Annotated in this window: 14 protein-coding genes; 9 read left to right on the forward strand and 5 right to left on the reverse strand. The window is 55.9% G+C overall.

Annotated features, from left to right (window positions below):
- Positions 1-117 precede the first annotated feature (117 nt).
- Entirely contained in the window at positions 118-2,550 is a 2,433-nt protein-coding gene (locus BFV63_RS21570; protein ID WP_003862044.1) for a bifunctional aspartate kinase/homoserine dehydrogenase II, read from the reverse strand.
- Positions 2,551-2,552: 2 nt separating this feature from the next.
- On the reverse strand, positions 2,553-3,713 hold the full coding sequence (metB, locus tag BFV63_RS21575) for a cystathionine gamma-synthase (protein ID WP_003862043.1): 1,161 nt from the start codon (positions 3,711-3,713) through the stop codon (positions 2,553-2,555).
- Between the two features lie 275 nt (positions 3,714-3,988).
- Between metB and metJ the strand changes: the two genes are divergently transcribed.
- Positions 3,989-4,306, forward strand: a complete 318-nt coding sequence (metJ, locus tag BFV63_RS21580) for a met regulon transcriptional regulator MetJ (protein WP_003862042.1) — start codon at positions 3,989-3,991, stop codon at positions 4,304-4,306.
- A gap of 42 nt (positions 4,307-4,348) precedes the next feature.
- On the opposite strand, the gene BFV63_RS21585 is transcribed toward metJ, so the two are convergent.
- Together BFV63_RS21585 and rpmE are read right to left on the reverse strand one after the other, a co-directional pair.
- A complete protein-coding gene (locus BFV63_RS21585) occupies positions 4,349-5,029 on the reverse strand; it encodes an oligogalacturonate-specific porin KdgM family protein (RefSeq protein ID WP_022652056.1) in 681 nt (226 codons plus the stop codon).
- A 321-nt stretch (positions 5,030-5,350) separates the two neighbouring features.
- The gene (rpmE, locus tag BFV63_RS21590) at positions 5,351-5,563 is read right to left on the reverse strand and encodes a 50S ribosomal protein L31 (RefSeq protein ID WP_003862040.1); all 213 of its coding nucleotides are present in this window, start codon (positions 5,561-5,563) and stop codon (positions 5,351-5,353) included.
- Between the two features lie 200 nt (positions 5,564-5,763).
- Here rpmE and priA point away from each other — a divergent pair, with 200 nt between their 5' ends.
- The 7 genes from priA (at position 5,764) to rraA (ending at position 13,698) form a co-directional block, all read left to right on the forward strand.
- Positions 5,764-7,959 (forward strand): primosomal protein N', encoded by a 2,196-nt coding sequence (gene priA / locus BFV63_RS21595; RefSeq protein WP_023323887.1) that lies wholly within the window; start codon positions 5,764-5,766, stop codon positions 7,957-7,959.
- 119 nt (positions 7,960-8,078) lie between these two features.
- Positions 8,079-9,104 (forward strand): DNA-binding transcriptional regulator CytR, encoded by a 1,026-nt coding sequence (cytR, locus tag BFV63_RS21600; RefSeq protein WP_003862038.1) that lies wholly within the window; start codon positions 8,079-8,081, stop codon positions 9,102-9,104.
- A 92-nt stretch (positions 9,105-9,196) separates the two neighbouring features.
- Positions 9,197-10,165, forward strand: a complete 969-nt coding sequence (gene ftsN, locus BFV63_RS21605) for a cell division protein FtsN (RefSeq protein ID WP_003862037.1) — start codon at positions 9,197-9,199, stop codon at positions 10,163-10,165.
- Between the two features lie 94 nt (positions 10,166-10,259).
- The gene (gene hslV / locus BFV63_RS21610; RefSeq protein ID WP_003862036.1) at positions 10,260-10,790 is read left to right on the forward strand and encodes an ATP-dependent protease subunit HslV; all 531 of its coding nucleotides are present in this window, start codon (positions 10,260-10,262) and stop codon (positions 10,788-10,790) included.
- A gap of 9 nt (positions 10,791-10,799) precedes the next feature.
- Positions 10,800-12,131, forward strand: coding sequence for an ATP-dependent protease ATPase subunit HslU (gene hslU, locus BFV63_RS21615; RefSeq protein WP_003862035.1), 1,332 nt, complete (start codon positions 10,800-10,802; stop codon positions 12,129-12,131).
- A gap of 68 nt (positions 12,132-12,199) precedes the next feature.
- Positions 12,200-13,120 carry a 1,4-dihydroxy-2-naphthoate polyprenyltransferase gene (gene menA, locus BFV63_RS21620; RefSeq protein ID WP_022652060.1) on the forward strand — a complete coding sequence of 307 codons (921 nt, stop codon included), beginning with the start codon at positions 12,200-12,202 and terminating at the stop codon, positions 13,118-13,120.
- A gap of 92 nt (positions 13,121-13,212) precedes the next feature.
- Positions 13,213-13,698, forward strand: coding sequence for a ribonuclease E activity regulator RraA (rraA, locus tag BFV63_RS21625; protein WP_003862032.1), 486 nt, complete (start codon positions 13,213-13,215; stop codon positions 13,696-13,698).
- 80 nt (positions 13,699-13,778) lie between these two features.
- Here rraA and zapB read toward each other — a convergent pair whose 3' ends face one another.
- Positions 13,779-14,018 carry a septal ring assembly protein ZapB gene (gene zapB, locus BFV63_RS21630; RefSeq protein WP_003862031.1) on the reverse strand — a complete coding sequence of 80 codons (240 nt, stop codon included), beginning with the start codon at positions 14,016-14,018 and terminating at the stop codon, positions 13,779-13,781.
- A 399-nt stretch (positions 14,019-14,417) separates the two neighbouring features.
- Between zapB and BFV63_RS21635 the strand changes: the two genes are divergently transcribed.
- Positions 14,418-15,263 (forward strand): MIP/aquaporin family protein, encoded by an 846-nt coding sequence (locus BFV63_RS21635; RefSeq protein WP_003862030.1) that lies wholly within the window; start codon positions 14,418-14,420, stop codon positions 15,261-15,263.
- Positions 15,264-15,274: the final 11 nt, after the last annotated feature.

The raw sequence follows: 15,274 nt of genomic DNA on the forward strand, positions 1-15,274 counted from the left end.
AATCAACATTAACGGTGAGGTTTGTTCAGGGAAGATGAAGGGCATTCATGATGGGGGTGAGTGCGGTCTGATACCCTCACCCTGTCCCTCTCCCACAGGGAGAGGGAAATGCAGACGTTACAGCAGCTTAGCCAGACGATTAATGTCGGACTGAATGGCTCCGGCGGTGACATCGCGTCCCGCGCCCGGGCCACGGATCACCAGCGGGTTATCGCGGTACCAGCGGCTTTCGATGGCGAAGACGTTGTCGCATGGCAGGAGCGCCGCCAGCGGATGTTCAGGACGCACCGCCTCCACGCCCACGCGCGCTTTACCGTTCGCCTCGAAGCGCGCCACGTAACGCAGCACCAGCCCCATCTCGTTAGCTGCTTCCAGACGTTGCACCATCTGCTCGTTCAGCTCGTCGCCGTTCTCGAAGAAGTGATCGACGGACCCTTCCTCGCAGCCCGCAGGCACCAGCGACTCAACGCGTACCTGACCCGGCTCAATGTCGTAGCCGGCTTCACGCGCCAGGATCACCAGCTTGCGCATCACGTCTTTACCGGCAAGGTCAACGCGCGGATCCGGCTCGGTTAAACCCTGCTGCCACGCCTGATCCACCAGGTCGGTGAACGGCACGGTGCCGTCAAATTGCAGGAACAGCCAGGAGAGCGTGCCGGAGAAGATCCCGCTCAGCGCCAGAATGCTGTCGCCGCTTTCAATCAGATCGCGCACGGTATGGTTAACCGGCAGACCTGCGCCAACGGTGGCGTTATACAGCCAGTGACGACCCGTTTTTTCGAACGCGTCGTGGATCTGGCGATATTTATCAGTGCTGCTCGCGCCCGCCAGCTTGTTGGCGCTGATGACGTGGAACCCGTGGCTGGCGAAATCCAGATACTGATCGGCCAGCTGCTCGCTGGCGGTCACATCCAGCACTACCAGATCGTCATACGGGTGCGCACGCATCCACAGGAACAGCGACTCTTCATCTTGCTCGACGGCTTCATCATTAAAGAAGGCCAGCGCGCGGCTGGCATCCAGCCCTTCGTAGTTCAGCAGGCTGCGGCGGCTGTCCACCACGCCTGCGAGAATGAATTCGAACCCGGTACGCGCCGAGAGCGTGACCTGTTCGCGGGCGAACAGCTCCAGCCAGCGGGAACCGATGTTGCCTTTACCAAACAGCACCAGGCCGATGCGTTTTTCCGCACGGAACAGGGAGGTATGCAGGCCCTGAATCAGGCTTTCGGTTGGCCCTTTACGCAGAACGGCAACCAGGCTGATGCCCTCTTCTGATTGCCAGGTGAACTCCACCGGCTGGCCTTTCAGCTGCTGCCAGAAGCGGTGGCAGTGCAGCGGGTTACGGGTGACGCCCGCGCCTACCATCGCCACCAGCGCCAGCCCCTGACGCAGGCGAAGCTCGCCCGGCAGGCCCGCTTCATCCAGAATTTTCAGGGCGCTGTCCACCACTTCGGCGGTATAGCAGAACTGCAACAGCTGGCGATCGTTATGCACGCCAACGGCCAGCGGACGCACCTGAGCACGTTTCAGGATGGTGTCGATATCTTTGTGCGCCAGTTTGAAATCCTGGCCCGCAGGCACCTGGAACTCAATCAGGCAGATGTCATCGTGGCTGGTGACAATGCGCGCGCCCGTACCGGATGCCAGCACGCGCTCGATGCGGGTGGAACCCTGATCCGGCGTGTAGCTACAGCGTAGTTGCAGGTCGATGTCGCTGCCGGAAACCGGCTGTAGCGTGCGCGCGTGCAGCACCGGGGCCGCCAGACGCGCCAGCTCGCTCGCTTCGTCGAGACGCAGCAGCGGCAGCAGGCAGGCATCTTTCACTTTGCGCGGGTCCGCGCTGTACACACCGGCCACGTCGCTCCAGATGGTGACGCGGGACACGCCCGCCAGGGCACCAATCTGTGTTGCCGAGTAGTCAGAGCCGTTACGGCCCAGCAGAACGGTTTCGCCGGCATTGCTGCGGCTGATAAAGCCGGTGACGACAATACGTTTACCGGGATGTTGCACCAGCAGCTGTTGCAGCAGCGGGTAGGACAACCCTTCGTCCACCTGCGGCTGCGCGGCACGTTCGGCACGCAGGAAATCACGCGCGTCGAGCCAGGCGGCTTCCACACCCAGGTGTTGCAGCACGGCGGCCATCAGGCGCGCAGACCACACTTCACCGTGGCCAACCACTTCGGCATACACCGCATCGGTAATGCCGCTGTCCAGCAGAGCGGCCAGACGCTCAAGGTCGTGCGTAAAAGCGCTAATCAGCCCGTCCGCCACGTCCGCAGGCAGCAAACCGGCAATCAGTTCGCTCTGGTAACGACGTAAGGACTGTTGCACCTGATGCGCAGAGAGGCGATCGGTCTGGCTCAGTTTCAGCCAGCTAATCAACTGGTTGGTGGTGCTGCCTGCCGCAGAGACAACCATCATGTCCCCCGGCTGTGAATACTCGGTCATGATCCCTGCGACACGCAGGTAACATTTCACATCAGCAAGACTACTACCACCAAACTTGTGCAGCTGACGACCCTTCGCCCCTGCCTGCGCTATCACACTCATGATTACCCCTTGGCTGCGACCCGGAAGCCATTTTCCAGATCGGCAATTAAATCTTCAGAATCTTCAATACCGGTCGAGATACGCAGCAGCGTCTCGGAAATCCCGGCGGCGGCACGTGCTTCGGGTGCCATACCTGCGTGCGTCATAGTTGCGGCGTGGGAGATCAAGCTTTCTACTCCCCCTAAGGATTCCGCCAGCGTAAACAATGACAACCCGCTCAGGAAGCGACGCAGCGTTTGCTCGTCACCGTCCAGTTCAAAACTTAACATCGCGCCAAATCCTTTCTGTTGGCGCGCGGCAATCTCGTGCCCCTGGTTTTCCGGCAGCGACGGGTGATAAAGCTTTTTCACCAGCGGCTGGTTTTTCAGGAAATCCACGATCGCCTGGGCATTACGCTGCGCCACGTCCATACGCGGTGATAGCGTGCGAATACCGCGCAGCAGCAAATAGCTGTCGAACGCGCCCGCGGTGACGCCAATGTTATTGGCCCACCATGCCAGTTCGGTGACAACGTCGGGATCTTTGGCAATCACCACGCCCGCCACCACGTCAGAATGGCCGTTCAGATATTTCGTGCATGAATGCAACACCAGATCGGCACCCAGTGCCAGTGGGTTCTGAAGGGCCGGACTGAGGAACGTATTATCCACTACACTTATCGCTCCCGCATCCCTTGCGAGCTGACAAATTTTCGCAATATCGACTACGCGCAACAATGGATTGCTTGGACTTTCCACCAGAACCAGCTTCGGCTGCTCGGCAAGCGCCTGTTTCAGCGCCTGTTCGTCGTTTTGATCGACAAACAGCACACGGTAGCAGCCACGTTTCGCCAGGCTATCAAACAGACGATAGCTGCCGCCGTAACAGTCGTGTGGCGCCACCAGCAGATCGCCAGGTTTCAGGAACACTGTGGTTACCAGGTGAATGGCAGACATGCCGGTATTGGTTAATACCGCCCCTGCGCCGCCTTCCAGTTCCGCCAGCGCGCGCTGGGTGACGTCGCGCGTAGGATTGCCGCGACGCGAGTAGTCATGCGCGCGAGGTTCATTAAATCCGGTGAAATTATAGGTGCTGGAGAGATGAATTGGCGGGACAACGCAGCCGTACTGCTCGTCATCATTCAATCCGCTACGCACTGCGATGGTGGCCTGTTTACGCGTCATGGTGAGGCTTCCTGGCGAATGAGGTGAAAAGTCAGGCACCAGAGTAAACATTGAAAGTATGGACGTCAATACATCTGGACATCTAAACTTCTTTGCGTATAGATTGAGCAATGCGCAAATAGCCGTTAAAATTATATGCTTTAGGACACGCTACAGCGGCAATATCCGTGCCTCGGTATCGTCTCTACGGTAAACTACGCAAGATTACGGTTCAAAACTGATGGTTACGGGTTTTGCACCTTTAGATTAATGACTGAGAGGATTAAAGGTATCTCATGGCTGAATGGAGCGGCGAATATATCAGCCCATACGCTGAGCACGGTAAGAAGAGTGAGCAAGTCAAGAAAATCACGGTGTCCATTCCTCTGAAGGTGTTGAAGATCCTCACCGATGAACGTACGCGTCGTCAGGTGAACAACCTGCGTCACGCCACTAACAGCGAACTGCTGTGCGAAGCGTTCCTGCATGCGTTTACCGGCCAACCGTTGCCGAACGATGACGATCTGCGTAAAGAACGCAGTGACGAAATCCCGGAAGAGGCGAAGGTGATCATGCGTGAACTGGGTATCGACCCGGAGACCTGGGAATACTAACAGCGATGCGGTCCCGCTGAGGGTGCTCAGCGGGATGGTTTCTCAGAAGTTGTAACCTAAGCCGACACGCAGACGCGTTTGTCGGTCGTCAGTGGTAGCAGTGTTATAGCCGGAAGAGACATTACCCACCTCCACGAATGGCACCCACGAATCGATGTTATACGCCACGCGGAAGTTATATTCGTAATCCTCTTTTTTGTTGTTATACAGATCTTCGTTGTCGGCGAATTTATAAATTCCGTTCAGCTCAAACATCCAGTTATCAATATTATATCCCAGCCACATTTCCGGGCGATATACCAGTCTGTCATCTTTACCGTCTGCATTACGGCGGGTATATTCGGTACGATAACGGAACGCCGTCCACCAGCTTTCATTAATATTATACTGTACGCGTAAATAGGGTTTATAAATAGCCATGTCGTCACCCATTTCAACCGCGACACCCGGCTGCCAGATAAATCCCTGCCAGGTAAACTGGTAGCTGGCAGTATATTCGTTGCTGTTACTCTCCATATTATTGAGCGCATCATTAGATTGCTTTTCGTCTGAGCGTGAGACGGCCTCTACGGCCACACCAAAGCCCGTCCCGAAACGGTGTGACATGTACACACGGTCATAGTTACGTCCATCGTCGTAATACTCGTGTCGGTAATCAACATATCCCGCCTGCGCCGCGCACGATAGTAATGGAAGCACGAATAAAAGTTGCTTCAGTTTCATCCTTTTTCCCTCAAAGTAAATACACCCTGAAAGCCATCGCTGTTGAAATGGCAAATAAGAATTTATGTCGAGCGCAGTGTAATTTTACACCCAGAGGGAAACCTTTTATTTATTGCCATATCCGGCAATAAAATGGCAAACAGGCCAAGAATACAGAGATAAAGCTCACTATCCGTATAAATAGGAATATATTAAGACACGGTGATTATTTTTCGGAAAAATTAAAATATATATTTGAAGAGGAAATATAAATACAGAATTAATTCAGGAGCGATATTACAGGCACAAAAAAACCGCCCGGAGGCGGTTTCTTCTGGATGCTTATTTAGCGCCCGGGATGCTGAAACGCTTGTTGAAGCGGTCAACACGGCCACCGGTTGCAACATCACGCTGCTTACCAGTGTAGAACGGGTGGCATTTGCCGCACACGTCCAGGTTCAGATCGTGACCCACGGTAGAGCGGATCTGGATAGAGTTACCGCAAGAGCAGTTTGCAGTAATCATTTCGTATTTCGGGTGAATATCTTTTTTCATGGGAGAACCTCAGTTAAGGCCGCGTCGCTCTTCCAGCCCTAACGCCAGACACCACGCGATGTTGAATGTAAGTTCTTTGGCGTAAAATACACCAAAGGCGGCGAATCATACAGAATTTGACCAACGTATGCAAACTGATCCGCACGCCGCTTTCACTAATGTGTATACTAACGCGCCACTTTTCAAGTCAGGAAGATTCGATGCCCGTCGCTCACGTTGCCCTGCCCGTTCCGCTTCCCCGCACCTTTGACTACCTGCTGCCCGACAGCATGAGCGCCAAAGCGGGCTGTCGCGTGACCGTGCCGTTTGGCAAACAGCAGCGCGTGGGGATCGTGGTGTCCGTCAGCGACAAAAGCGAACTGCCGCTTAACGAGCTGAAATCGGTTGTTGAGGTGCTGGACAGCGAGCCGGTTTACTCCACCAGCACCTGGCGACTGCTGCTGTGGGCGGCAGATTATTATCATCATCCGATTGGCGACGTCCTGTTCCATGCCCTGCCCATTATGCTGCGCCAGGGTAAGAGCGCCAGCCACGCGCCAATGTGGTACTGGTTTGCCACCGAGCAGGGCCAGGCGGTGGACATTAACAGCCTGAAGCGCTCGCAAAAACAGCAGCAGGCGTTGGCCGCGCTGCGCCAGGGAAAAATCTGGCGCCATCAGGTCGACGAGCTTGAGGTAAGCGAAACCGCGTTGCAGGCATTAAGGAAGAAAGGGCTGAGCGAGCTGGCCAGTGAAGCACCTGCCCTTCACGACTGGCGCGACGGCTTTTCCGTCTCGGGCGATCGTCTGCGTCTGAATACCGAGCAGGCCACCGCCGTAGGCGCGATTCACAGCGCTGCCGATCGTTTTTCCGCCTGGCTGCTGGCGGGCGTCACCGGCTCCGGTAAAACCGAAGTGTATCTGAGCGTGCTGGAAAACGTGCTCGCGCAGGGCAAACAGGCGCTGGTGATGGTGCCGGAAATCGGCCTGACGCCGCAAACCATCGCGCGTTTCCGTGAACGTTTTAATGCGCCCGTTGAGGTTCTGCACTCCGGCCTGAACGACAGCGAGCGCCTCAGCGCCTGGCTGAAAGCGAAAAACGGCGAAGCGGCGATTGTGATCGGCACCCGTTCATCGCTGTTTACGCCGTTTAAAAATCTCGGCGTTATCGTGATCGATGAAGAGCATGACAGCTCCTATAAACAGCAGGAAGGCTGGCGCTATCACGCCCGCGACTTAGCCGTGTACCGCGCCCACAGCGAGCAAATCCCCATTATTCTCGGGTCTGCCACCCCCGCGCTTGAAACGCTGCACAACGTTCGCCAGCGTAAATACCACATGCTGCGCCTGACGCGCCGCGCGGGAAATGCCCGCCCGGCCATTCAGCATGTGCTGGATCTGAAAGGTCAGCAGGTGCAGGCCGGGTTAGCGCCTGCGCTGATTAGCCGCATGCGTCAGCATTTGCAGGCGGGCAACCAGGTGATCCTGTTCCTGAACCGCCGCGGCTTTGCGCCTGCGCTGCTGTGCCACGACTGCGGCTGGATCGCGGAGTGCCCGCGCTGCGATCACTACTACACCTTCCACCAGGCTCAGCGCCATTTGCGCTGCCACCACTGCGACAGCCAGCGTCCGGTCCCCCGTCAGTGCCCGTCCTGCGGCTCAACGCACATCGTGCCGGTCGGTCTGGGAACGGAACAGCTTGAACAGGCGCTCGCGCCCTTCTTCCCGGATGTGCCCATCTCCCGTATCGACAGGGATACCACCAGCCGTAAAGGGGCGCTTGAGCAGCAACTGGCGGAAGTACATCGTGGCGGCGCGCGTATCCTGATTGGTACTCAGATGCTGGCGAAAGGGCACCACTTCCCGGACGTGACGCTGGTCGCCCTGCTGGACGTCGACGGCGCGCTGTTCTCCGCGGATTTTCGCTCCGCCGAGCGTTTCGCCCAGCTTTATACCCAGGTTGCCGGTCGCGCTGGTCGAGCGGGTAAGCAGGGCGAGGTGGTGCTGCAAACGCACCACCCTGAACATCCGCTGCTGCAAACCCTGCTGCACAAAGGCTATGACGCCTTCGCGGACCAGGCGCTGGCCGAACGTCAGACGATGCAGCTTCCCCCGTGGACCAGCCACGTTATCATCCGTGCGGAAGACCATAATAACCAGCAGGCGCCGCTGTTCCTGCAACAGCTGAGAAACCTCCTGCAAGCCAGCCCGCTGGTGGATAATCAGCTGTGGATTTTAGGCCCGGTACCCGCGCTCGCCCCGAAACGCGGCGGCCGTTTCCGCTGGCAACTCTTACTTCAGCACCCCTCGCGTATCCGTTTACAGCAGATCGTCAGCGGCACGCTGGCGCTGATCAATACCCTGCCGGAAGCGCGAAAAGTGAAGTGGGTTCTGGACGTCGATCCGATTGAAGGCTGAAGACGGATCGAAAAATTTAATGCGCCTCACACTTTTTATGAAAATTCTGTAACCGATTCCATTAACTATCTGTAAAAATGGTGCGGTCCGCAGTTCGGTGTTCAGGCGAGGAGAAGACGTTGAAGTCCAGGAAAGAGGTTGCCTCGGCGACCATGAAAGACGTTGCCGAGAAAGCACAAGTCTCAACAGCAACCGTGTCCCGCGCATTGATGAACCCTGACAAAGTCTCCCAGGCGACCCGAAACCGGGTTGAAAAGGCGGCGCTTGAGGTCGGTTATTTTCCGCAAGCCATGGGGCGTAACGTAAAACGCAACGAATCCCGCACCATCCTGGTGATCGTGCCGGACATCTGCGATCCCTTCTTCAGCGAAATCATCCGCGGCATTGAAGTCACGGCCGCCGCCCAGGGCTATCTGGTGCTGATTGGCGATTGTGCCCACCAGAACCAGCAGGAAAAAACGTTCATCGACCTGATCATCACCAAGCAGATTGATGGCATGCTGCTGCTTGGCTCACGCCTGCCGTTTGATGCCAGCATTGAAGAACAGCGCAATTTACCGCCGATGGTCATGGCGAACGAATTCGCGCCGGAGCTGGAGCTGCCAACCGTTCATATCGATAACCTCACCGCCGCGTTCAACGCCGTGAACTATCTTCAGGAACTGGGGCATAAGCGCATCGGTTGTATCGCCGGACCAGAAGAGATGCCGCTGTGTCATTACCGCTTGCAGGGCTACGTTCAGGCGCTGCGCCGTACCGGGGCTATCGTCGATCCGCACTACATTGCGCGCGGTGATTTCACCTTTGAAGCGGGCGGGCAGGCGCTGGAAAAATTGCTGGCCTTGCCAGAACCGCCTACCGCGGTCTTCTGCCACAGCGACGTGATGGCGCTAGGGGCGTTATCCTACGCCAAACGTCACGGCCTGCGTGTGCCGCAGGACCTGTCGATAATCGGTTTTGATAATATTTCGCTTTCGGAGTTTTGCGATCCGCCGCTTTCGACCGTTGCACAGCCGCGGTATGACATTGGCCGGGAAGCGATGCTGCTTTTGCTGGATCAGCTGCACGGTCAAACAGTTAGCAGTGGGTCACGGCTACTGGATTGTGAGCTAATTGTGCGCGGCTCTACCCAGGCATTAACTTAAAGTAAATACCTTTCGACACCCTTATCTGGTCAAAGCCCCGTCGCTTAAGTAACATGGCGGGCTGACGAACGAATAAATACAGCGAAACGATAGTGGCACAACGAGATTATGTACGTCGCGGCCAGCCGGCACCTTCGCGACGCAAAAAGAGTAGTTCAAAAAGCAAGCAACGTAGCCTGTCTGCTGTCTCCCCAGCCATGGTCGCCATTGCTGCGGCCGTGCTGGTGGCCTTTATTGGCGGCCTCTACTTCATTACGCATCATAAAAAAGAAGAGTCTGAAGCCCTTCAGGGTAACAAGGTCGTCGGCAACGGCCTTCCTCCTAAGCCTGAAGAGCGCTGGCGCTACATTAAAGAGCTGGAAAGCCGCCAGCCTGGCGTACGTGCGCCTACCGAGCCTTCTGCCGGGGGTGAAGTGAAGAATGCCGATCAGCTGACGGACGAACAGCGTCAATTGCTCGCTCAGATGCAGGCGGACATGCGCCAGCAGCCTACGCAGTTGAACGAAGTGCCGTGGAACGAACAAACCCCGGCGCAGCGTCAGCAAACATTGCAGCGCCAGCGTCAGGCTCAGCAGCAAACGCAACAGCAGCAGTGGACGCAGACGCAGCCGGTACAGCAGCCGCGTTCACAACCGCAGCAGCAGACGCGTACCGTACAAACTCAGCCTGTCCAGCAGCAACCGAAGGCGCAGCCGCAGAAGCAAACGGCACAGCCGTATCAGGATCTGTTGCAGACGCCTGCGCATACCACTGCGCAACAGCCAAAAACGCAGCAGGCTGCGCCGGTCACCAAAGAGACCGAGGTGCCGAAGCAGACGGCTGAGAAAAAAGATGAACGCCGCTGGATGGTTCAGTGCGGTTCGTTTAAAGGCGCCGAACAGGCAGAAACGGTGCGTGCTCAGCTGGCATTTGAAGGATTTGACTCACGCATTACCACCAATAACGGCTGGAATCGCGTAGTGATTGGACCGGTCAAAGGCAAAGAAAACGCAGACGGCACCATTTCCCGTTTGAAAGTGGCTGGCCACACAAACTGCATTCGACTCGCCTCCGGGGGTTGAAACCCCCAAAATCCCCCCCATCTATCATTTAATTCAGCCCTGAGCACAGGCTCAGGGCTTCTGTTTCCCGAATCTGTAACCAGGGGGTCTGCTCGTGACAACAATAGTAAGTGTACGCCGTAACGGCCAGGTGGTAATTGCCGGTGATGGCCAGGCCACGCTGGGTAATACCGTCATGAAAGGCAACGTGAAGAAAGTACGTCGTCTTTATAACGACAAAGTGATCGCCGGTTTCGCAGGCGGCACGGCTGATGCCTTCACGCTGTTTGAACTGTTTGAACGCAAACTGGAAATGCATCAGGGTCATCTGGTGAAAGCCGCCGTTGAGCTGGCAAAAGACTGGCGTACCGACCGCATGCTACGCAAGCTCGAAGCGCTGCTGGCCGTGGCTGACGAAAACGCCTCGCTGATCATCACCGGTAACGGCGACGTAGTTCAGCCTGAAAACGACCTGATTGCCATCGGCTCTGGCGGCCCGTACGCCCAGGCCGCAGCCCGTGCGCTGTTGGAAAATACCGACATGAACGCGCGCGATATCGCGGTGAAAGCGTTGGATATTGCAGGTGATATCTGCATCTATACCAACCACAATCACACCATCGAAGAATTACCGTCTAAAGCGTAAGGATCGCCCATGTCTGAAATGACCCCACGCGAAATTGTCAGCGAACTGAACAAACACATTATCGGCCAGGACAATGCCAAGCGCTCCGTGGCTATCGCACTGCGTAACCGCTGGCGTCGCATGCAGCTCGACGAAGAGCTTCGCCACGAAGTGACGCCAAAAAATATTCTGATGATCGGCCCGACCGGTGTGGGTAAAACCGAAATCGCCCGTCGTCTGGCCAAACTGGCTAACGCGCCGTTCATCAAAGTTGAAGCCACTAAGTTCACCGAAGTGGGCTATGTGGGTAAAGAAGTGGACTCCATCATCCGCGATCTGACCGATTCGGCGATTAAGATGGTGCGCGTCCAGGCGATTGAGAAAAACCGCTATCGCGCCGAAGAGATGGCCGAAGAGCGTATTCTCGACGTGCTGATCCCACCGGCAAAAAACAACTGGGGACAGGCTGAACAGCAGTCTGAACCTTCTGCTGCGCGTCAGGCATTCCGCAAAAAACTGCGCGAAGGCGAGCTGGACGATAAAGAGATTGAGATCGATCTCGCTGCCGCGCCAATGGGCGTGGAAATTATGGCGCCTCCGGGCATGGAAGAGATGACCAGCCAGTTGCAGTCCATGTTCCAGAACCTGGGCGGGCAGAAGCAGAAAGCGCGTAAGCTGAAAATCAAAGACGCGATGAAGCTGCTGATTGAAGAAGAAGCCGCGAAGCTGGTTAACCCGGAGGAGCTGAAACAGGACGCTATCGACGCGGTTGAGCAGCACGGTATCGTGTTTATCGACGAAATCGACAAAATCTGTAAGCGCGGCAACGCGTCCGGCCCGGATGTCTCCCGCGAAGGCGTTCAGCGCGACCTGCTGCCGCTGGTGGAAGGATGCACCGTCTCCACCAAGCACGGCATGGTTAAAACTGACCACATTCTGTTTATCGCCTCCGGTGCGTTCCAGATTGCCAGCCCGTCTGACCTGATCCCGGAACTCCAGGGTCGTCTGCCAATCCGCGTTGAGTTGCAGGCGCTGACCACCGAAGATTTCGAACGTATCCTGACTGAGCCAAACGCTTCTGTGACCGTACAGTACAAAGCGCTGATGGCGACCGAAGGCGTGAACATTGAATTTACCGATGACGGTATCAAGCGCATCGCCCAGGCCGCGTGGCAGGTCAACGAAACCACCGAGAACATCGGTGCGCGTCGTCTGCACACCGTGCTGGAACGCCTGATGGAAGACATCTCTTATGATGCGAGCGACCTTAACGGTCAAAGCATTACCATTGACGCAGACTATGTGGGCAAACACCTGGATGCGTTAGTGGCAGATGAAGATCTGAGCCGTTTTATTCTATAATCGCGTTCAATGCATTTTCATCACTGTTGATGGGGGCTATGGCCCCCATTTTTATTGGCTAAATAACTATGACTGATATCAGCCGTACACAGGCGTGGCTCGAAAGTCTGCGCCCTAAAACGCTTCCTCTGGCTTTTGCCGCCATTATTGTCGGTACCACGCTTGCCTGGTGGCAGGGTCATTTCGATCCGCTGGTAGCAGGCCTGGCGCTTGTCACCGCCGGGCTGCTGCAAATCCTCTCTAATCTCGCCAATGATTACGGCGATGCGGTAAAGGGCAGCGACAAGCCTGACCGTATCGGGCCGCTGCGCGGGATGCAAAAAGGGGTGATTACCCAGGCACAGATGAAACGGGCGCTGATTATCACCGTGGTATTGATTTGCCTGTCCGGGCTGGCGCTGGTGACGGTCGCGTCGAAAACCACCAGTGATTTCATTGGCTTCCTGGTGCTGGGCTTGCTTGCCATTATTGCAGCCATTACCTATACCGTCGGGACGCGTCCTTACGGGTATATTGGTCTGGGCGACATCTCCGTGCTGGTGTTCTTCGGCTGGCTGAGCGTGATGGGAAGCTGGTACTTGCAGGCGCATACGGTGATACCTGCCCTGTTCCTGCCGGCGACCGCCTGCGGTCTGCTGGCGACGGCGGTGCTGAATATCAATAACCTGCGCGACATCGACAGCGACCGCGAGAACGGTAAAAACACGCTGGCCGTGCGTCTGGGTCCTGTAAATGCACGCCGCTATCACGCCTTCCTGCTCATCGGCGCGCTGGTCTGCCTGGCACTGTTCAATCTGATCTCTCTGCACAGCCTGTGGGGCTGGCTGTTTGTGCTCGCCGCACCGCTGCTGATTAAGCAGGCCCGCTATGTCATGCGTGAACGCAGCCCGGCCGCCATGCCACCGATGCTGGAACGTACGGTAAAAGGCGCGTTACTGACTAACCTGCTGTTCGTCATCGGGATTGTCTTAAGCCAGACGCTGAGTTAGCTGACAAATATCAATTAACAATTGATGATTTTGCCAACAACGCATTTCGCACGATATACTGAACACATTCGCAGCAACAGAGCGTTAAACCTATGAAATACGATACCTCCGAGCTTTGTGACATCTACCAGGAAGATGTCAACGTCGTTGAACCCCTGTTCTCCAACTTTGGTGGACGGTCGTCGTTTGGCGGACAAATCATCACGGTGAAATGTTTCGAGGACAACGGGTTGCTGTACGATCTGCTCGAAGAGAACGGTCGTGGCCGCGTTCTGCTGGTGGATGGTGGCGGTTCAGTGCGCCGTGCACTGATCGATGCGGACCTCGCTCGCCTTGCGGTGCAAAACGAGTGGGAAGGGATTGTGGTCTACGGCTCCGTGCGCCAGGTGGACGATCTGGAAGATCTGGATATCGGTATTCAGGCCATTGCCGCCATTCCGGTTGGCGCAGCGGGTGAAGGCATCGGCGAAAGCGACGTGCGCGTTAACTTCGGCGGCGTGACCTTCTTCTCGGGTGACCACCTTTATGCTGACAATACCGGCATTATCCTTTCTGAGGATGCGCTGGATATTGAGTAGTTAATCGGTAAGCGAGATGCATAAAAAAGCCGGGTGGCGGCTACGCCTTACCCGGCCTGTTCAATTCATTCCCAAGGAAATCAGACTTCTTCCATACGTCCCAGCAGCGCCTGCAAGCGTTCCTGCCAGCCGTTCTGCTGTTCGCGCAGCTGGTTGTTTTCGCGCTCCAGTTCTTCGCGGCTGTGCTGAGCGTTCTGAACTTCCTGAGACAGGGAGTTGTTCTTCTCTTTCAGTTCTTCAATTTCCATTTGCAGCAGCGTGATGGTGTCAATCGCCTGCTGTACTTTCGATTCCAGTTTCTCAAACACTTCTAAAGACATGATCCTACCTCTCCTGAATTGCAAGGCGACGCTTTAACGTAAACGCGCACAACATATGTTCCGATTGTATGGAGCGCCGTCGCCCCTGTCCAGCGGCATGCCACGCAGATCGTGGTTTGCAACACTTTTCGGCCTCGTCCTGGTGCGTTCGCCGCATATACCCCTAAGTTGTTAACCCATAAGTTAAAGAAATGATTCAACCCACAATCATTACCTGATGCAAAAACGCGCTTTATGGCGCGAAAACGCTCATTTTATTGACACAGACCACACATTTCGATTTCGATATTTCTCGTTTGTGCTCGTTAACGATAAATTAACACTATGTCTACAGGGCATCGTGACTGTCACGGGCGGTCACGCAAACAATAAACATTACTCTTTTGCAGGATTCCGATTATGAGTCAGACATCAACCTTAAAAGGCCAGTGCATTGCCGAGTTCCTGGGTACCGGGTTGTTGATATTCTTCGGAGTAGGCTGTGTCGCTGCACTGAAAGTGGCGGGTGCCAGTTTTGGTCAGTGGGAAATCAGTATTATCTGGGGTCTGGGCGTGGCGATGGCCATCTACCTGACCGCAGGGGTTTCCGGCGCACATCTTAACCCGGCGGTGACCATCGCGTTGTGGCTATTCGCGTGCTTTGACGGACGCAAAGTTGTTCCTTTCATCATTTCGCAATTTGCCGGCGCCTTTTGCGCAGCGGCGTTAGTTTACGGGCTTTATTACAATCTTTTCATCGACTTCGAACAGACGCATCATATGGTGCGTGGCAGTGTCGAAAGTCTGGATCTGGCAGGCATTTTCTCAACGTATCCGAATCCGCATATCAATTTTGTGCAGGCGTTCGCAGTTGAAATGGTGATTACCGCTATTCTGATGGGCGTCATTATGGCGCTGGGCGACGACGGAAACGGCATTCCGCGCGGCCCGCTGGCACCACTTCTGATTGGCCTTCTGATTGCGGTGATTGGCGCATCCATGGGTCCGCTGACCGGTTTTGCGATGAATCCGGCGCGTGACCTGGGTCCAAAAACCTTCGCCTTCTTTGCGGGATGGGGCGATGTCGCCTTCACGGGCGGCAAAGACATTCCTTACTTCCTGGTTCCGCTGTTCGGGCCAATTGTAGGGGCGGCACTGGGCGCATTCGGCTATCGCAAATTAATTGGTCGCCACTTACCGTGCGACACCTGTGTGGAAGAGGAAAAAGAGACAACTTCCACCACACAACAAAAAGCTTCGCTGTAATCTGACTACGG

This window comes from Enterobacter hormaechei subsp. xiangfangensis, assembly GCF_001729785.1.
Classification (GTDB): domain Bacteria; phylum Pseudomonadota; class Gammaproteobacteria; order Enterobacterales; family Enterobacteriaceae; genus Enterobacter; species Enterobacter hormaechei_C.

What these genes read in the sequence shown, in the direction of transcription:
- BFV63_RS21570 (WP_003862044.1), bottom strand. Translation starts at nt 2,550, where the DNA reads ATGAGTGTGATAGCGCAGGCAGGGGCGAAGGGTCGTCAGCTGCACAAG.
- metB (WP_003862043.1), bottom strand. Translation starts at nt 3,713, where the DNA reads ATGACGCGTAAACAGGCCACCATCGCAGTGCGTAGCGGATTGAATGAT.
- metJ (WP_003862042.1), top strand. Translation starts at nt 3,989, where the DNA reads ATGGCTGAATGGAGCGGCGAATATATCAGCCCATACGCTGAGCACGGT.
- BFV63_RS21585 (WP_022652056.1), bottom strand. Translation starts at nt 5,029, where the DNA reads ATGAAACTGAAGCAACTTTTATTCGTGCTTCCATTACTATCGTGCGCG.
- rpmE (WP_003862040.1), bottom strand. Translation starts at nt 5,563, where the DNA reads ATGAAAAAAGATATTCACCCGAAATACGAAATGATTACTGCAAACTGC.
- priA (WP_023323887.1), top strand. Translation starts at nt 5,764, where the DNA reads ATGCCCGTCGCTCACGTTGCCCTGCCCGTTCCGCTTCCCCGCACCTTT.
- hslU (WP_003862035.1), top strand. Translation starts at nt 10,800, where the DNA reads ATGTCTGAAATGACCCCACGCGAAATTGTCAGCGAACTGAACAAACAC.
- menA (WP_022652060.1), top strand. Translation starts at nt 12,200, where the DNA reads ATGACTGATATCAGCCGTACACAGGCGTGGCTCGAAAGTCTGCGCCCT.
- rraA (WP_003862032.1), top strand. Translation starts at nt 13,213, where the DNA reads ATGAAATACGATACCTCCGAGCTTTGTGACATCTACCAGGAAGATGTC.
- zapB (WP_003862031.1), bottom strand. Translation starts at nt 14,018, where the DNA reads ATGTCTTTAGAAGTGTTTGAGAAACTGGAATCGAAAGTACAGCAGGCG.
- BFV63_RS21635 (WP_003862030.1), top strand. Translation starts at nt 14,418, where the DNA reads ATGAGTCAGACATCAACCTTAAAAGGCCAGTGCATTGCCGAGTTCCTG.